The 17,127-nt window shown below is 61.1% G+C and carries 15 protein-coding genes; 8 read left to right on the forward strand and 7 right to left on the reverse strand.

All coding sequences use genetic code 11. The features are described 5' to 3' along the window. Positions 1 to 37 precede the first annotated feature (37 nt). The 6 genes from ACJ8QI_RS19865 to ACJ8QI_RS19890 form a co-directional block, all read right to left on the reverse strand. Complete coding sequence (locus ACJ8QI_RS19865; protein WP_102985076.1) at positions 38 to 1,957, reverse strand: PTS mannitol transporter subunit IICBA; 1,920 nt, start codon at positions 1,955 to 1,957, stop codon at positions 38 to 40. A 540-nt stretch (positions 1,958 to 2,497) separates the two neighbouring features. Beyond that, on the reverse strand, positions 2,498 to 3,217 hold the full coding sequence (locus ACJ8QI_RS19870) for a DUF3053 domain-containing protein (RefSeq protein ID WP_016929578.1): 720 nt from the start codon (positions 3,215 to 3,217) through the stop codon (positions 2,498 to 2,500). A gap of 356 nt (positions 3,218 to 3,573) precedes the next feature. Beyond that, positions 3,574 to 5,643, reverse strand: a complete 2,070-nt coding sequence (gene glyS, locus ACJ8QI_RS19875; RefSeq protein ID WP_038875981.1) for a glycine--tRNA ligase subunit beta — start codon at positions 5,641 to 5,643, stop codon at positions 3,574 to 3,576. 9 nt (positions 5,644 to 5,652) lie between these two features. Beyond that, entirely contained in the window at positions 5,653 to 6,570 is a 918-nt protein-coding gene (gene glyQ, locus ACJ8QI_RS19880; protein WP_004933966.1) for a glycine--tRNA ligase subunit alpha, read from the reverse strand. A 234-nt stretch (positions 6,571 to 6,804) separates the two neighbouring features. Beyond that, positions 6,805 to 6,984 carry a hypothetical protein gene (locus ACJ8QI_RS19885; RefSeq protein ID WP_442532973.1) on the reverse strand — a complete coding sequence of 60 codons (180 nt, stop codon included), beginning with the start codon at positions 6,982 to 6,984 and terminating at the stop codon, positions 6,805 to 6,807. Positions 6,985 to 7,316: 332 nt separating this feature from the next. Further along, the gene (locus ACJ8QI_RS19890; protein WP_442532974.1) at positions 7,317 to 9,305 is read right to left on the reverse strand and encodes an autotransporter outer membrane beta-barrel domain-containing protein; all 1,989 of its coding nucleotides are present in this window, start codon (positions 9,303 to 9,305) and stop codon (positions 7,317 to 7,319) included. 196 nt (positions 9,306 to 9,501) lie between these two features. On the opposite strand from ACJ8QI_RS19890, the gene ACJ8QI_RS19895 reads away from it, so the two are divergent. The 8 genes from ACJ8QI_RS19895 (at position 9,502) to ghrB (ending at position 16,942) form a co-directional block, all read left to right on the forward strand. Continuing rightward, positions 9,502 to 10,068: a DNA-3-methyladenine glycosylase I gene (locus ACJ8QI_RS19895; RefSeq protein ID WP_141971821.1), complete on the forward strand. Its 567-nt coding sequence runs from the start codon at positions 9,502 to 9,504 to the stop codon at positions 10,066 to 10,068. Further along, on the forward strand, positions 10,065 to 10,511 hold the full coding sequence (locus ACJ8QI_RS19900; RefSeq protein WP_442532987.1) for an N-acetyltransferase: 447 nt from the start codon (positions 10,065 to 10,067) through the stop codon (positions 10,509 to 10,511). The genes ACJ8QI_RS19895 and ACJ8QI_RS19900 overlap by 4 nt, the downstream gene beginning before the upstream one ends. A 254-nt stretch (positions 10,512 to 10,765) precedes the next feature. Then, positions 10,766 to 11,428: an OmpA family lipoprotein gene (locus ACJ8QI_RS19905; RefSeq protein ID WP_016929583.1), complete on the forward strand. Its 663-nt coding sequence runs from the start codon at positions 10,766 to 10,768 to the stop codon at positions 11,426 to 11,428. A 126-nt stretch (positions 11,429 to 11,554) separates the two neighbouring features. Next, positions 11,555 to 12,589 carry a LacI family DNA-binding transcriptional regulator gene (locus tag ACJ8QI_RS19910; RefSeq protein ID WP_060424330.1) on the forward strand — a complete coding sequence of 345 codons (1,035 nt, stop codon included), beginning with the start codon at positions 11,555 to 11,557 and terminating at the stop codon, positions 12,587 to 12,589. Positions 12,590 to 12,755: 166 nt separating this feature from the next. Continuing rightward, positions 12,756 to 13,508 (forward strand): sugar phosphate isomerase/epimerase family protein, encoded by a 753-nt coding sequence (locus tag ACJ8QI_RS19915; protein ID WP_060424332.1) that lies wholly within the window; start codon positions 12,756 to 12,758, stop codon positions 13,506 to 13,508. A 7-nt stretch (positions 13,509 to 13,515) separates the two neighbouring features. Then, complete coding sequence (locus ACJ8QI_RS19920; RefSeq protein WP_442532988.1) at positions 13,516 to 14,481, forward strand: sugar kinase; 966 nt, start codon at positions 13,516 to 13,518, stop codon at positions 14,479 to 14,481. A 141-nt stretch (positions 14,482 to 14,622) separates the two neighbouring features. Further along, positions 14,623 to 15,891 carry an MFS transporter gene (locus ACJ8QI_RS19925; RefSeq protein ID WP_442532975.1) on the forward strand — a complete coding sequence of 423 codons (1,269 nt, stop codon included), beginning with the start codon at positions 14,623 to 14,625 and terminating at the stop codon, positions 15,889 to 15,891. A gap of 73 nt (positions 15,892 to 15,964) precedes the next feature. Beyond that, positions 15,965 to 16,942 carry a glyoxylate/hydroxypyruvate reductase GhrB gene (gene ghrB / locus ACJ8QI_RS19930; RefSeq protein ID WP_016929588.1) on the forward strand — a complete coding sequence of 326 codons (978 nt, stop codon included), beginning with the start codon at positions 15,965 to 15,967 and terminating at the stop codon, positions 16,940 to 16,942. Position 16,943: 1 nt separating this feature from the next. On the opposite strand, the gene ACJ8QI_RS19935 is transcribed toward ghrB, so the two are convergent. After that, positions 16,944 to 17,096, reverse strand: coding sequence for a hypothetical protein (locus ACJ8QI_RS19935; protein ID WP_169317907.1), 153 nt, complete (start codon positions 17,094 to 17,096; stop codon positions 16,944 to 16,946). Between the last annotated feature and the right edge of the window lie 31 nt (positions 17,097 to 17,127).

Raw genomic sequence — 17,127 nt, forward strand, 5'->3', positions numbered from 1 at the left:
AAGGGTGCAGCAAGCTGCACCCTTTAAAATGATTCTGTTATCCGGCTTTTTTGCCGCCGAGCAGGTCCAGCACTTCCTGCACGCTGGTGGTATTCGCCAACCGCTCGATCACGCTCTCGTCATCCAGCGCGTTGGTCAGGCTGGTGATCACCTGAATATGCTCGTTGTTGCGCGCGGCGATGCCGATCACCAGGCGGGCCACTTCATCCTCTTCCTCACCGAAGCGCACGCCCTGCGGGTACTGGCAGAACACCACGCCGGTGCGCAGCACCCGGTCTTTGGCCTCGATGGTGCCGTGCGGCACGGCGATCGACTCGCCCAGGTAGGTGGAGGTGAGTTTCTCGCGCTCCAGCATCGCCGGCACGTACTCTGCCTCGACGTAGCCGCCTTTCACCAGCTGCTCGCCGGCGAAGCGGATCGCCTGCTCTTTGTCGCTGGCCTGCAGGTTGAGGAACACGTTGCTCTCGCTCAGCTTGAACAGGTTCGGCTCACCGGCTTCGAAGCTGTCGTCCAGCGCGCCCAGCACCTTCTGCTGGTTGTCGCTGGTTTTGTTGACCGCCACCAAGCGATCGACCAGATCGCTGTACAGCTTGCTGTCGAGGAAGTTGGTCAGCGAGATGTGCTGGGCCTGCGGCGCGTGGCGCATCGCGCGCTCGGTCAGATCGCGGTGGGTGATCACCAGATCCACGTCGTCCGGCAGGCTGTTGATGGCGCTGTTGGTCACCGAGATGTTCTTCAGCCCGGCGTCGGCCACTTTCTTGCGCAGCACCCCGGCGCCCATGGCGCTGGAGCCCATGCCCGCATCGCAGGCAACGATGATTTTGCGCACGGTGCTCAGATCGCCGTCGACCGATGCCGACGCCGCTGCGCCGCCTTTGGACTGCGATTTCATCTCTTGCATGCGACGGGTTGCGGCTTCCAGATCGTCATCCTCTTTCACCTTGGAGGTTTTCAGCAGGAAAGCGGACACCACGAAGGAGACGGCAAAGGCTGCGCACACCGCCGCAATGTTGGCGAAGTAGGCGCCTTTCGGCGTCATCGCCAGCACCGCCAGGATCGAACCCGGAGAAGCCGGAGAAACCAGGCCGCCGTTCAGCATCGTCAGGGTGAAGACGCCGGTCATGCCGCCCAGGATCACCGCCAGCAGCAGGCGTGGGTTCATCAGCACGTAAGGGAAGTAGATTTCGTGGATGCCGCCCAGGAAGTGAATGATTGCCGCACCGCCGGCGGATTGCTTGGCGCTGCCGCGGCCGAAGAACATGTAGGCCATCAGTACGCCCATGCCCGGGCCTGGGTTGGCTTCAATCAGGAAGAACACCGACTTACCGGCTTCCGTAGCCTGCTGGATACCCAGCGGCGAGAAGATGCCGTGGTTGATGGCGTTATTCAGGAACAGGATTTTCGCCGGTTCAACGAAGATGGACGCCAATGGCAGCAGGTTGTTCGTCACCATGACGTGTACGCCCGCCGCCAGCAGCTTGGAGAGCACCTCCACCAGCGGCCCGATGCCGAGGAAGGCCAGGATCGCCAGCAGCATGCCGATGATGCCGGCGGAGAAGTTATTCACCAGCATTTCAAAGCCGCTTTTGATCTTGCCGTCCACCCAGCGGTCAAAGTGCTTGATAGCCCAGCCGCCCAGCGGGCCGGCGATCATCGCGCCGAGGAACATCGGCATGTCGGCGCCAACGATGACGCCCATGGTGGTGATGGCGCCGACGACGCCGCCGCGATCGCCGCCCACCAGCCGCCCGCCGGTATAACCGATCAGCAGCGGCAGCAGGTAGGTGATCATCGGGCCGACCAGCTTGGCTAAGGTTTCATTCGGCAGCCAGCCGGTTGGAATGAATAGCGCGGTGATAATCCCCCAGGCGATAAAGGCGCCGATGTTGGGCATCACCATGTTGCTCAGGAAGCGGCCAAAGTTTTGTACTTTGACCTTGATGTCTGGTGAAAACATAAAACACACCCCTATTGTTACGCGCTGACAATAGAGCGCGTGATTATTGTTGTGACGATCCAGCCGTGTTGCCGCTGTATGCGAAACGGACTCTATCACGCTGTTTTTGTCACGCGAACTTCACGGATTTTTTGTGATACAAATCACATACAACACCCCAACAAACCACCCTTTATAGTGACAAAGATCACATTTATGGCGTGTAAAAAAAGCACAGTGAGAAAAAAACCGCCTTGAAACCCATAATAATGTGATATTTGTCACATTTTTAAATTGGTGGTTTGTTTTTAAATTGTGACAAACATCACAATTTATTTTTGGCTGCAGCGCCCGATCGCGACGCTCTGTTTGATCTTCCCTGTGAGCACTCATCCCGCCGGGAACTAGCGAAGTGATGAATGAAAGAAAACTACATTGCCGAATGAATGGATTAATTGAAGTGTAGTACAGAAGCCTGCGCAATAAACCAGCAAGCTATTGGAAACGCTGAGGGGAAATAAAACAGGCCGGCAATGCCGGCCTGCTGCGTGCGTGGAGGCGTTATTGCGTCACGCTTTGAATGGCTTTCTGCGCGTTTACCAGGTTCTGCTGTTTGGCCACCAGATTCGACATCATGGTGTTGTACTGCGCCACCTGCTGCGCGGTACGGAACTGCACGCCGTTGTTGTTGAAGCTGACCTGATTGCCCTGGCTCTGCAGGAAATCGCCAACCTGCACCAGATCCTGCACGAAGCTGGCGGTGGTCGGGATCGCCGGCATCAGGGCGTTGGCCGGTGCGGTGACAATCTTGTCATAGGCCTGGTTGTACACTGCCTTCAGATCGTCGGGCTGCTTCAGCGCCGCGCGGGCGGTATCCGCCTGTGATTTGGCGGACTGGATCTGCTGGCCCAGCAGGTTCAACGCCCCGACCGATTGCTGCAGCGCATCGCGTTTGTTCAGATAGTCCTGCGCGGTGCGGATCTGGTTAATCTGATCCAGCGCCGGGGTCAGGCTGGCGCCGACCGACTTGGACAACTGCTGCGAGAAGCCGACCAAAATCGCGTAATCGCCGGCATAGTTGCCGAACTTCTGCTTCTGATCTTCGCTCAGCGTGGGGATGTTCGCCCCGCTGCGCATCACGGTATTCTGTAAGTAATCGATAAATGCTTTGCGCTGTTCCGGCTCTTTATCGCCGCAGGCGGTCAATTGCATGACCACCAACAATGCCAATACCGGTGCCAACCAACGCGCGAAACCTCTGCTCTGGATCCCTACCGCCATGTGACATAACTCCTGTTATAAACCTGCTTTTTCATTGGACTCCGCCCCTTTTTCCGCACTCCGTGCGCCTATAAGAATAGATCAACTGGCGGCGTTCCGATACGCGATTCCGCTTGCGATGAGCATTGCCCCGGCCGGATGCGGTTGAAAATTGTGCGCAAAACGCACTGAGGTTCATTGCCGTCGGCGACCGGACGCTTCAATTTCCCCAAGTCGCCCCCCAAGTCGCCCCCCAAGTCGCCCCCCAAGTCGCCCCCCAAGTCGCCCCCCAAGTCGCCAGGCGACCTTGCCTTCGCGCCCAGGAAACTGAAATAAAAAAAGGCGCCCGCAGGCGCCTTTTCACGGCAGAGAATCGCTTACTGCAGCACGGAGATGTCCGCCACCTGCAGGAACAGTTCACGCAGCTTGCTCAGCAGCGTCAGGCGGTTCACGCGCACTTCCGCATCGTCCGCCATCACCATCACGTTATCGAAGAACGCATCCACCGGCTCGCGCAGCGCAGCCAGCTCCACCAGCGCTTCCTGGTAGTTGCCCGCCGCGAAGTACGGCTGCAGCTTGTCGCGCAGCACCACCAGGTGAGTCGCCAGCTGGATCTCCGCCGCGTCCTTCAGCACCGAGGCACGCACGCTGTCGTTCAGCGTTTCGGTGGACTTGGCCAGAATGTTGGAGACGCGTTTGTTGGCCGCTGCCAGCGCCGCCGCCGCTTCCAGCGTGCGGAAGTGAGACACCGCCTTGACGCGTGCGTCGAAGTCGGCCGGCTTGGTCGGACGGCGCGCCAGCACCGCCTGAATGGTATCGACCGCGTGGCCTTCTTCCTGATACCAGGCGCGGAAGCGGCCCAGCATGAATTCCACCACCTCGTCGACCACCTTGGCGTTGGTCAGCTTGCTGCCGTACAGGCGCACGGCCTCTTCGGTCAGGGTCTGCAGATCCAGCGGCAGGTTTTTCTCGACGATGATGCGCAACACGCCCAGTGCGGCGCGGCGCAGCGCGAACGGGTCTTTATCGCCTTTCGGATGCTGCCCGATGCCGAAGATGCCGGCCAGGGTGTCCATCTTGTCGGCGATCGCCAGGGAACAGGCCACCAGCGACTGCGGCAGCGCATCGCCGGCGTAGCGCGGCTGATACTGCTCGTTCAGCGCAACGGCGACGTCTTCCGCCTCACCGTCGTGGCGCGCGTAGTGCATGCCCATCACGCCCTGGGTATCGGTGAATTCGAACACCATGTTGGTCATCAGGTCGCACTTCGACAGCAGGCCCGCGCGGGTGGCGTGGTTGACGTCGGCGCCAATCTGGCCGGCAACCCAGCCCGCCAGCGCCTGAATGCGGTCGGTTTTGTCGCGCAGGGTGCCCAGCTGCTGTTGGAACAGCACGGTTTCCAGGCGCGGCAGGTTATCTTCCAGGCGTTTCTTGCGGTCGGTGTTGAAGAAGAACTCGGCGTCGGCCAGGCGCGGACGCACCACCTTCTCGTTACCGGAGATGATCTGTTGCGGGTCTTTCGACTCGATGTTGGCCACGAAGATAAAGTTCGGCAGCAGTTTGCCCGCGGCGTCATACACCGGGAAATACTTCTGGTCGCCCTTCATGGTGTACACCAGCGCTTCCGCCGGCACCGCCAGGAATTTCTCTTCGAATTTAGCGGTCAGCACCACCGGCCATTCCACCAGCGAGGCCACTTCTTCCAGCAGGCTGTCGCTCAGATCGGCCTTGCCGCCAATCTTCTGCGCCGCCAGCTCGGCATCGCGCTTGATGAGGGCTTTACGCGCTTCATAGTCGGCGACCACTTTGCCGCGCTCCAGCAGGATCTGCGGGTATTGGTCGGCGTTGTCGAGGGTGAACTCGGCTTCGCCCATGAAGCGGTGGCCGCGCACGGTGCGCGCAGAGTCGATGCCCAGCACGGTGCCTGGGATCAGATCGGCGCCCAGCAGCATCGTGACGGTATGTACCGGACGCACGAACTGCACGTCGGAGTCGCCCCAACGCATCAGTTTCGGGATCGGCAGTTTAGCCAGCGCGGTGCTGACCATGCCGGCCAGCAGTTGCTGCGCCGACTGGCCTTTGACGTGGGCGCGGTACATCAACCACTCGCCCTTGTCGGTCACCAGGCGTTCAGCCTGATCGACGGTGATGCCGCAGCCGCGCGCCCAACCTTCGGCCGCTTTGCTCGGTTTGCCTTCGGCATCGAACGCCTGGGCGATCGCCGGGCCGCGTTTTTCAATTTCGCGATCGGCCTGCGCCGCGCTCAGGTTGGCCACTTTCAGCGCCAGGCGGCGCGGTGCGGCGAACCAGCTCACGTCACCGTGTTCCAGGCCGGCGTTGTCCAGCTCGGCGGTGAAGTTGGCGGCGAAAGATTCCGCCAGGGAACGAAGCGCCTTCGGCGGCAGCTCTTCCGTGCCGATTTCCACCAGGAAAGTCTGTTGAGTCATGGCTGCCTCTTAGTTCTCGTTCTTCTTGTTGCACATCGGGAAGCCCAGCGCTTCGCGGGAAGCATAGTAGGCTTCGGCAACGGCTTTGGTCAGCGTGCGGATGCGCAGAATGTAGCGTTGACGCTCGGTCACCGAAATCGCCTTGCGCGCGTCCAGCAGGTTGAAGGTATGGCCCGCCTTCAGGATGCGTTCGTAGGCCGGCAGCGGCAGCGGTTTTTCCAGCGCCAGCAGCGATTGGGCTTCTTTCTCGTACTGCTCGAAGCAGGAGAACAGGAAGTCGACGTCGGCATATTCGAAGTTGTAGGTGGACTGCTCCACTTCGTTCTGGTGGAACACGTCGCCGTAGGTGGTAACACCCAGCGGGCCGTTGCTCCACACCAGATCGTACACGCTGTCCACGCCCTGGATGTACATCGCCAGGCGCTCCAGGCCGTAGGTGATCTCGCCGGTCACCGGCTTGCACTCCAGGCCGCCGACCTGCTGGAAGTAGGTGAACTGCGTCACTTCCATGCCGTTCAGCCACACTTCCCAACCCAGGCCCCAGGCGCCGAGCGTCGGGTTTTCCCAGTTGTCTTCCACGAAGCGAATGTCGTGGATGGTCGGATCCAGACCCAGCTCTTTCAGCGAGCCCAGGTAGAGTTCCTGAATGTTGTCCGGCGACGGCTTAATCACCACCTGGAACTGGTAGTAGTGCTGGAGACGGTTCGGGTTTTCGCCGTAGCGGCCGTCGGTCGGGCGGCGGGATGGCTGCACATAGGCGGCGGCCATCGGCTCCGGCCCCAGTGCGCGCAGGCACGTCATCGGGTGTGAGGTTCCCGCGCCGACTTCCATGTCCAATGGTTGAACGATGGTGCAGCCCTGGCGCGCCCAATAATCCTGCAGTGTCAGGATCAGGCCCTGGAAGGTCTTGGTATCAAACTTTTGCATGTTGAATTCGCACGCGATACAAGTGGATTTAGATGGAATGCGCCAGTATACCCTTTGACCGTAAGATATACAGCCAGAATCCGGCAACAAGTGCGAATCGGGGCGAGAGGCGCTGGATTTTCACACGTCGGCCACAGCGTGAAGACACGGCGATCCGGCCGGCCCCTCGCCATCCACGAGCCTGGCTAAACAGCGTGACGCCGCCACACCCATTAGACTTACTTAACAAAAAAATCACTCACCGCCGTTTAAATAAGCAATTAACTGACCGCTATTTCTCCCCTCGCCGATCAAATTCAGGCTGATTTCCGTGCGTGTATCTTTATATTTGCCACGAGATAAAGTTGCGGTAATGTTATTTTTGTTAATTTTATCAACTAAAAAACTCCCCTTACCGAGAGATAATGTGATCAAGTGCCAGATTATTTCTTATGAACGTCAAAAAATAAGGCGATAACGTGCGGCGGACCGGGGCGCCGGGCATGGAGGGAAGGTCAGGGATGAAATACGGCGCAAACGGGCTACAGAAACAAATTGACAGTTAATCTTTGGTTATACAATAATAAATAAAATTTTCCCTGGTGTTGGCCAAGTGGCTACCTGATCCTTTCATAGGATCAGTTTTTTTTTGTATTTCCGCCAACGTCATTGCGGCCCGTATAATTCACCCCCAGGCCGCCCTCCGCTTAAATCCCTTATCAGACCTTATGGCTTATCCTGCGCCGTTGAGTGCGCCGATGGCCAATTCAAAAACGCGCACTGACGCCGACGTTATACATAAACTGCTCGCCGCTGCTCAGCCCGCCGGTTTGCGAAACGGTGGCGAAGGCCGATACCCTGTCCGTCAACGGCATGTTGGCCCCCAGCGTGACATCCACCCAGTTTTTGTCCTGGCCCGCACTGTCGCGGGTGAACGAGGTTTGCGTCGATTTCAGGCCACCGCCGGCGCGGTAGACGTCGTCGCCGAACTGATGCTGATAACTCACTTCCGCATAAGGGTTAAACACGCCGAATTGCGTATCCAGCCGCCAACCCAGCGCGCCGATCTGCGAGTGATAGGTTTGATCGTTGAAGCGCATGGCGGTGCTGTCATCGCCGTCTTCACCGTAGCCGGAAACGCGGCTGTAATCCCAGGCGAACTGCGCGACCGGCCCGGTGGTCAGGTAAGAGGCGATCGGGAAGTCATAGCCGGCGGTCACGCGCGCGCCCCACTGCTTGCCGGTGGTCGAACCGGTTTCGGTACGCGTCAGCGGCCCCAGCCGCATGCTGCGGCGGATGTCGTCATAATCCATCGTCGCATAGTGCAGATCGGCGTTGACCCAACCGTGCTCGAACAGCGCCAGCGAACTGAAGGCCGACAGCAGCAGCCCGCGCGCCTTGTAATCAAAGCGGCTGGAAGGATGCTGATCGTCGTTGGAACCGGCGATCAACGCACCGATCAACCAGCTGTCGGTCAGCTGATAGTCCACCCCGACGGTCAGGTTGTGGGTGGTGGCGTTGCCGTCCCCCGCCGCCCGATTATCAGCATAGTCGTAGTGCTGGCCGGCGTAACCGCCGAACACGCCCAGCGATCCCTGCGGGTTGTCGCCGTTGCGCAGCTGCTGGAAGCGGCTGTCGAGCGTAGCGCGGCTGTCGCGCGCCATCGCCGCCGTCGCCTGATTCAGCGCCACCACCTGCGCAGGGCCATCCAACACCGCCTGGATATAATCCGCAATCAGCAGGTGCGCCTGCGGGCTGGGGTGGAAGTGATCGGAGAACAGATAGGATTGGCTGGCATCGAAGCCGGGCATATCGGAACGGCAAACCGCCGAGGAAACGCCCGGCGGGCAGGCCATCCCGGCGGTGTTGGCGAAGCCGAACTGTGCCGGATTGGCGATCGCTTCGGCGAACAGCTTGTTGACGTCCACCCGCACGATATTGCCGCTGCCCTGCGCCAGCAGACGGTCTTCACTTTGATTATAGAAATCGGTCAGCTGGGCGGCCTGCGCGCTCAGGCTGTCATACGCCGCGATAAGCTGCGCGGCGATCGCCTGCTGTACCTGAGGAATGGCGCTGCCCTGCTTCGCCGCGGCGGCCAACGCCGCGTGGATCGCCTGCGTGCGTAACGCGTTGTCCGGCGTCGCCACCGAATTGAGCGTGGCATAGGCCGCCTGGATCGCCGCCCCCTGCACCGGCGACAGCGCCTGTTGAATGATCAATTCCATCAGCTGCGGCGTGGAGCCGATGTTCGGCACCGTTGGCACGATCACCGTGCCGGCGCCGGCGTTCAGCAGCGAATGCACCTGCGCAGCGGCGGCCGCGGCGCTGTTATAGGCCACGCCGGGCGCGGTAGCGGCATTCAGCGCCGCCGCCGCCAGATCGTTGCCGCCGATCCAATGAATATACAGCCCGTCGCCGTCGGCCTGGCCGTTGACCCGGTTCAGGTAGCGCTGCACCTGATCCTGGGTGTTGTCGACCGGGTTCAAGCCCGGCACCGCCACGGCACCGCCGGCGGCGTAGTTTTCACCGCCGTTGTCCGAAGCCACCAGCGCCGCCCCGATGCGTTGCGCCAACGCTTCGTCGTACAGCAAGTGCTGGTTGCCATCATAGGTGAACCGGCCGTTGTTGCCGGTATCGCTCAGGCTGTCGCCAAAGACGTACAGTTGATCGTACGCCTGAGCCGGTAGGGTCACACTGCAAAGTAGCGCCACTGCAAGCGCCGCCGGGCGGGGCATGCACGTTATTTTTAGAGGCATGAATCGACTCCTGAGAGCCTGCAAATGAAGGCAATGTCGTTTTTATCGTTGACCGGTTTTCCACCGGCCATGTAGTAACTATTGTCGGCTTTTTCGTCACGTCAAGCGGGCTGATGACAAAACAATCAGAGGCTTGCCAAGTTCGGCGCTACGAGCGATGATTACTGTTCATAAACACAGCATAAGGACAGTCAGGATGGCAGACGAACGTTGCGGTTGGGTGACGGCCGATCCGTTGTATCTCGAGTATCACGACAAGGAATGGGGCGCGCCCACCACCGACGCGCGCGAGCTGTTTGAAATGCTGTGCCTGGAGGGGCAGCAGGCCGGCCTTTCCTGGATCACCGTCCTGAAAAAGCGCGAGAACTACCGTCGCGCTTTCCATGGTTTCGATCCGCAGCGGGTCGCCGCCATGACCGAGCAGGACGTGGAAACCCTGCTGCAGGACAGCGGCATCATCCGCCACCGCGGCAAAATAGAAGCCATCATCACCAACGCCAAAGCCTACCTGGCGATGGAGGCGGCCGGCGAGAATTTCGTTACCTTCATTTGGGACTTCGTCGGCGGCCGGCCACAGCTCAACCGCTGGCAGGCGCTGAGCCAGGTGCCAGCCAAAACCGAGCAGTCCGACGCCATGTCCAAAGCGTTGAAAAAGCGCGGCTTCAAGTTTATCGGCTCCACTATCTGTTACGCCTTCATGCAGGCCAGCGGGCTGGTGAACGATCATCTGACGGGGTGCATGTGCTACCCAAAGCCACGGTGATCCGCCCCTGTGGACCGGAGGATATCGAACGGCTGATGGCGCTGTGGCTGCCCAGCACCATCGCCGCCCATCCGTTCGTGGCGGAAAAATACTGGCGTGAGAGCGCCGCGCTGGTGCGGGAGAACTACCTGCCGCGCGCGCAAAGCTGGGCCTGCTGGCATAACGACGAGATCGTCGGCTTTATCAGCGTGCTGGACGAGCAGTTCATCGGCGCGCTGTTTGTCGATCGGGCGTTTCACGGCCGCGGCGTCGCCCAGGCGCTGATGACGCACGTGCAGCAGCGCTACCGCCGGCTCAGCCTGGAGGTGTACCAGCAGAACCTGCGTGCCTGCGCGTTCTACCACAAGCACGGCTTTCAGGTGACGCAGCGCCTGTTCAATGAAGAAACCCAGGCCTATACGCTGATCATGAACTGGTCGGCAGTCGAAAATTCAACCCATTAGGCTTAAAAAAGGCGCATCCGCACCCCGGATGCGCGCAATTAGGAATCCGCTGCATGGCGCCGCCCGGCGTTTTGTCGCATAACTCCCCCCAGCACTTCCCCGCGCTCATCATTTGTCACGTTTTTCTCCGGAACTGCCGGCGAGTCAACGCGTCATAGTAGCGCGGTGACGCGGGCCCCACCTGCGTCGCCTATTTTTTGCGCCCCCGTTTTGGGCAGGCGCGTACAGATTTTGATGCCATTAAGGACAAGAACATGAAAAAACGCATTGCAATTATTGCCGGCGCAGTGAGCGTAGCGCTCACGCTGTCGGCCTGTACCACTAACCCATACACCGGCGAATCCGAAGTCGGCAAATCCGGCATCGGCGCAGGCCTCGGGGCCGCACTGGGCGCCGGTGTCGGCGTGCTGTCCTCATCCAAGAAAGATCGCGGCAAGGGCGCGCTGATCGGCGCGGCGGCCGGTGCGGCACTGGGCGGCGGCGCAGGTTATTACATGGACGTGCAGGAAGCCAAACTGCGCGACAAGATGAAAGGCACCGGCGTCAGCGTCACCCGCCAGGGCGACAACATCGTGCTGAACATGCCGAACAACGTGACCTTCGACAGCAGCAGCGCCACGCTGAAACCGGCGGGCGCCAACACCCTGACCGGCGTCGCCATGGTGCTGAAAGAGTACCCGAAAACCGCGGTCAACGTTGTCGGCTACACCGACAGCACCGGCTCCCGCTCGCTCAACATGAACCTGTCGCAGCAGCGCGCCGACGGCGTAGCCAGCGCGCTGATCACCCAGGGCGTGGCGGCAAACCGTATCCGCACCACCGGTGCCGGCCCGGACAACCCGATCGCCTCCAACAGCACCGCGGAAGGCAAGGCGCAAAACCGCCGCGTCGAGATCACCCTCAGCCCGCTGCAGTAATCCCGTGCGGGGCGCGCAACCGGCGCCCCGCCGCCTCCCTGCGATTTTCTCCTTACCCTTCAATACTCCCGCCCGCACATCGGGTATGGTAGTCTCCTTGGCAATTAACCGCAGGAGGGATCGGCTGTGAGCACTGTCAAGGCAACGCGCGCCTCAGGGCGCGCCACCATCAGCGATGTGGCCAACATCGCCAAAACCGGCAAGACCAGCGTGTCGCGCTATCTGAATGGTGAACAACACCTGCTTTCCGACGATCTCAAACAGCGCATCGAACAGGCGATCCGGCAGCTCGACTACCGGCCAAGCCAGATGGCGCGCAGCCTGAAAGGCGGCCAGACCCGCCTGATCGGCCTGATCCTCGCCGATATCACCAACCCCTATTCGGTGGACGTGATGCGCGGCATCGAGGCCGCCTGCCGCCAGCACGGCTTTACCCTGCTGGTGTGTAACACCAACAACGAAGTCAATCAGGAACAGCACTACCTGCAGCTGCTCAGCAGTTACCGGGTGGAAGGCATCGTGGTCAACGCGGTCGGCATGCGCGAGGAAGCGTTATCCACGCTGCAACAGTCGATGCTGCCGATGGTACTGATCGACCGCAAAATCCCCGACTTCGCCTGCGACGTGGTGGGCCTGAACAACCGCGAAGCCGCCACCGTCGCCACCGAACATCTGCTGCAACAAGGTTTCGAAGCGATCCTGTTCCTCAGCGAGCCGCTCGGTACGGTCAATACCCGTCTCGAACGCCTGCACGCTTTCAGACACACCATGGCGCAGCACCCCACGCTGTTGGCGGAGCAGGCCGAAACGCCGCTCAACGATCGGCAGAAGCTGGAGCAGGTGCTGAGCGATTTCAGCGGCCGCCATCGCGGCATGCGCAAGGCGGTGATCTCCGCTAACGGCGCCCTGACGCTGCAGGTGGCGCGCGCCATGCGCCGGCTCGGCATTCAGTGGGGCAACGACATCGGCCTGCTGGGCTTCGACGAGCTGGAGTGGGCGGAGCTGGCGGGCGTCGGCATCACCACGCTGAAACAGCCCACCTACCAAATGGGGCACGCGGCGCTGGAGCGGCTGGTGCAGCGCATTCAGGGCCTGGCCGCCCCCAGCGGCGAGCAGATGTTCTCCGGCGAGCTGATCGTCCGCGGCTCCACCACCCGCTAACCCGCCTTCTCCGGGGCCGTTGCCCGCCCCGCCCTCATCGGCTGTTTTTTGCTCAGCTTCGTGATTGCGATCATATTTTTACACTCTGTCGCTTTCCGCTGGAACCGGTTCCATTTAACGTACCGGTAACAGCAGCGGCGGCGACAATGCCGCCTCAGGAGTCAAAATGAAAACAGAAATCATCGTGGTCACCGGCGCCTACGGCACCGATACCGTCAAACAACACGGCGGCCAGCGCGCGCTGTTGCCCATCATCGCCGGCGCAGGCGCCGACGGGGTCGAGATCCGCCGCGAACTGTTCGCCGCCGGCGAACTGGACAGCCTGCCGGCCCTGGCGCAAGAGATCGATCGCCAGCAGCTGTTCGCCGTCTACTCCGCCCCTGAGGCGCTGTTCACCCCGCAACATACGCTGAACCCTAACCTGCCGGCACTGCTGGCGGAAGCGCAGGCGCTGAACGCGCGCCGGCTGAAGCTTTCCCTCGGCCATTTCCGCCCCGGCTTCGATTTTACCGAGCTGAAAGTGGCGCTGGAGCAGCACCCGGTCAAACTGGTGGTCGAAAACGATCAGACGCCGGACTGCGGCATTTTGTCGATGCTGAACGCCTTTTTCCACGCCGCGGAAGATAGCCACCTGCCGGTCAGCATGACCTTCGATATGGCCAACTGGCTGTGGGTGGGGCAAGACGCCTTTGCCGCCGCCGAACGCCTGGCCCGCCACGTCGGTTACGTGCACGTCAAAGCCGCCACCCAAGGCCCGCGCGGCTGGCGCGCCGTCGCGCTGGACGATACCGACGGCAGCTGGCGCGATCTGCTGGCCCGCCTGCCGCACGATGCGCCGCGCGGCATCGAATTCCCGTTGCAGGGCGATGATCTGGAAGCCGTCACCCGCCATTACGTCAATATCTTGCGTGCGGAGTAACCCCATGATGACAACGTTAACGGCAACGACGGCGCAGCAGGCGCCCCTGGATGTGGTCACGCTGGGCGAAGCCATGGCGATGTTCGTGGCGGCGCAAACCGGCGATTTGGCGGAGGTGGAAACCTTCACCAAACGCATCGCCGGCGCCGAATTGAACGTGGCGATCGGCCTGGCGCGTCTGGGCATGAACGTCGGCTGGGTCAGCCGCGTCGGCAACGATTCGTTCGGCCGCTTCACCCTGCAGCAGCTGAAAAAAGAAGGCATCAACTACCGGCAGGTGACGGTCGACGGCCACTATCCCACCGGTTTTCAGGTAAAATCCAAAACCACCGATGGTACCGATCCCAGCGTGGAATACTTTCGCAAAGGCTCGGCGGCCAGCCACCTGTCGGTCGCCGATTTCAACCCTGAGTATTTCGGTTCCGCACGCCACCTGCACCTGAGCGGCGTAGCAGCGGCGCTGTCCAGCGAGTCGCTGGCCCTGTGCCACCATGCGGCGCGCAAAATGCGCGCCCTGGGCAAAACCATTTCGTTCGACCCCAACCTGCGTCCGGTGCTGTGGCCCAGCCGCGAGGTGATGATCGAGCAGCTGAACCAGCTGGCATTCGCCGCCGACTGGGTGCTGCCGGGGCTGAAAGAGGGGCAGATCCTCACCGGCCAATCGACGCCGGAAGGCATCGCCGATTTCTATCTGGAACGCGGCGTGCAGGCGGTGATCATCAAAACCGGCCCGGACGGCGCCTGGTTTAAAACCGCCGCCGGTGACAAGGCGGCAGTGGCCGCAGTGAAGGTCGACAACGTGGTGGATACCGTCGGTGCCGGTGATGGCTTTGCCGTCGGCACCCTCAGCGCCCTGCTGGAAGGAAAAACGCTGATACAGGCGGTGCAGCGCGGCAACAAAATCGGTTCGCTGGCGATCCAGGCCATCGGCGACAGCGAAGGCCTGCCAACCCGCGCGGCGCTGGCCGAATAACAATAAAAAAAAACGACTTCTCCGCATGACGTCAGCCTCTGGCCCTACAACCGGGACGCGTCGGGAGAGCATCTGCCCCTTTGTCTTGCATGCCCAGCGTGCCGGGCGAAGGGGATGCAACACCACTGAAGGATACTGAACATGAACAAAGCGACTGTCGCGGCCAAACGCTGGTGGTACATCATGCCCATCGTGTTTATCACCTACAGCCTGGCCTATCTCGATCGCGCCAACTTCAGCTTCGCCTCTGCCGCCGGCATCAATGAAGATCTCGGCATCACCAAAGGCATGGCCTCGCTGCTGGGCGCGCTGTTTTTCCTCGGTTATTTCTTCTTCCAAATTCCCGGCGCCATCTACGCCGAACGCCGCAGCGTCAAAAAATTGATCTTCTGGTGCCTGATCCTGTGGGGCGGCTGCGCCTCGCTGACCGGCGTGGTCAGCAATATCCCGATGTTGGCCGCCATCCGCTTTATCCTCGGCGTGGTGGAAGCGGCAGTGATGCCGGCGATGCTGATCTACATCAGCAACTGGTTCACTAAATCGGAACGGTCACGCGCCAATACTTTCCTGATCCTCGGCAATCCGGTGACGGTGCTGTGGATGTCGGTGGTGTCCGGTTATCTCATTCACGCTTTCGGCTGGCGCGAAATGTTCATCATCGAGGGCATTCCGGCGGTTATCTGGGCGTTCTGCTGGTGGGTGCTGGCGAAAGACAAACCGGCGCAGGCCGGCTGGCTGACCGCCGAGGAGAAACTGGCGCTGCAACAGCAGCTGGACGAAGAGCAGAAAGGCATCAAGGCCGTGCGCAACTACGGCGAAGCCTTCCGTTCGCGCAACGTGATCCTGCTGTGCGTGCAGTACTTCGCCTGGAGCATCGGCGTGTACGGCTTCGTGCTGTGGCTGCCTTCCATCCTGCGCAGCGGCATGCAGATGGGCATGGTGGAAGCCGGCTGGCTGTCGGCGGTGCCTTACCTGGCGGCGACCATCGCCATGATCGTGGTCTCCTGGGCGTCGGACAAAATGCAAAACCGCAAGCTGTTCGTCTGGCCGCTGCTACTGATCGGCGCGCTGGCGTTCTTCGGCTCTTACGCCGTGGGCACCAACCACTTCTGGATCTCCTACGGCCTGCTGGTGGTCGCCGGCGCCGCGATGTACGCCCCCTACGGGCCATTCTTCGCCATCATTCCGGAAATGCTGCCGAAAAACGTCGCCGGGGGCGCCATGGCGCTGATCAACAGCATGGGCGCGCTGGGGTCGTTCTTCGGTTCGTGGTTCGTCGGCTATCTGAATGGCGCCACCGGCAGCCCGGCGGCCTCTTACATGTTTATGGCCATCGCACTGGTGGTGGCGGTGGTGCTGACGCTGATCGTCAAACCCGCCCGCAACGAGATCCAGCCGCAATTGGCTTGATCCGGTTATACTTTTTATCTGTTAACCCAACCGGGGGGGCGCCATGCCCCCTTTGGCCCAGCTGGAGTTCGTGATGAAGCCTTCTATCGTATTGTACAAAAGCCTGCCTGCCGATCTGCGTGAACGTCTGGAACAGCACTTCACCGTGCACGCCTTCAACGGCCTGCAGCCGGAGAACCGCGACGAACTGCGCCAGGCGCTGCAGCAGGCCGAAGGGATCATCGGTTCCGGCGGTAAAATTGACGAAGCCTTCCTGCAGCAGGCACCCAAACTGCGCGCGGCCTCGACCGTTTCCGTCGGCTACGACAACTTCGACGTCGAGGCGCTCAACGCCCATAACGTGCTGCTGATGCACACCCCGACGGTGCTGACCGAAACCGTCGCCGACACCATCATGAGCCTGGTGCTGGCGACCGCGCGCCGGGTGGTGGAAGTGGCCGAGCGGGTGAAGGCCGGCGAATGGCGCGGCAGCATCGGGCCGGACTGGTTCGGCGTCGACGTGCACCATAAAACCATCGGCATCCTCGGCATGGGGCGTATCGGCCTGGCGCTGGCGCAGCGCGCGCATTTCGGCTTCGGCATGCCGGTGCTGTACAACGCCCGCCGCACACACGAAGAAGCGGAACAGCGCTTTAACGCACGCCGCTGCGATCTGGATACCCTGCTGGCCGAGTCGGATTTCGTTTGCATCACGCTGCCGCTGACCGAACAAACCTTCCACATGATCGGCCGCGATCAGCTGGCGAAAATGAAGAAAAGCGGCATTCTGATCAACGCCGGCCGCGGGCCGGTGGTGGATGAGCAGGCGCTGATCGAAGCGCTGCAAAACGGCGTGATCCACGCCGCCGGGTTGGACGTGTTCGAGAAAGAGCCGCTGCCGGCCAACTCGCCGCTGCTCAGCATGCCGAACGTGGTGGCGTTGCCGCACATCGGCTCCGCCACCCATGAAACGCGCTACGGCATGGCCGCCTGCGCGGTGGATAATTTGATCGCCGCGTTGACCGGCACGGTGAAAGAAAACTGCGTCAACCCGCAGCTGTTGCGGAAATAACTCAGCGCGGCCGGTGCTCTGCAGATAACCGGCCGTGTTGATCTTCCTGCTGCGGTGCGAACAGCGCCTGCAGCTGATGTTCTTCGGCGAAGTGCTGCAATTCGGCATCCTGAATTGCCTGAACGATCTCTTCTCGCCAGTTTTTGTCCGTCATCGCTAACCTCCTTTGATGTTCATCGTTTAAT

It is taken from the genome of Serratia sp. CY84636 (assembly GCF_052166245.1).
GTDB lineage: Bacteria > Pseudomonadota > Gammaproteobacteria > Enterobacterales > Enterobacteriaceae > Serratia > Serratia nevei.

Coding starts and splice junctions, on each gene's coding strand:
- ACJ8QI_RS19925 (WP_442532975.1), top strand. CDS start 14,623: ATGAACAAAGCGACTGTCGCGGCCAAACGCTGGTGGTACATCATGCCC.
- ACJ8QI_RS19935 (WP_169317907.1), bottom strand. CDS start 17,096: ATGACGGACAAAAACTGGCGAGAAGAGATCGTTCAGGCAATTCAGGAT.
- glyQ (WP_004933966.1), bottom strand. CDS start 6,570: ATGCAAAAGTTTGATACCAAGACCTTCCAGGGCCTGATCCTGACACTG.
- ACJ8QI_RS19905 (WP_016929583.1), top strand. CDS start 10,766: ATGAAAAAACGCATTGCAATTATTGCCGGCGCAGTGAGCGTAGCGCTC.
- ACJ8QI_RS19890 (WP_442532974.1), bottom strand. CDS start 9,305: ATGCCTCTAAAAATAACGTGCATGCCCCGCCCGGCGGCGCTTGCAGTG.
- glyS (WP_038875981.1), bottom strand. CDS start 5,643: ATGACTCAACAGACTTTCCTGGTGGAAATCGGCACGGAAGAGCTGCCG.
- ACJ8QI_RS19870 (WP_016929578.1), bottom strand. CDS start 3,217: ATGGCGGTAGGGATCCAGAGCAGAGGTTTCGCGCGTTGGTTGGCACCG.
- ACJ8QI_RS19920 (WP_442532988.1), top strand. CDS start 13,516: ATGACAACGTTAACGGCAACGACGGCGCAGCAGGCGCCCCTGGATGTG.
- ACJ8QI_RS19915 (WP_060424332.1), top strand. CDS start 12,756: ATGAAAACAGAAATCATCGTGGTCACCGGCGCCTACGGCACCGATACC.
- ACJ8QI_RS19865 (WP_102985076.1), bottom strand. CDS start 1,957: ATGTTTTCACCAGACATCAAGGTCAAAGTACAAAACTTTGGCCGCTTC.
- ghrB (WP_016929588.1), top strand. CDS start 15,965: ATGAAGCCTTCTATCGTATTGTACAAAAGCCTGCCTGCCGATCTGCGT.
- ACJ8QI_RS19895 (WP_141971821.1), top strand. CDS start 9,502: ATGGCAGACGAACGTTGCGGTTGGGTGACGGCCGATCCGTTGTATCTC.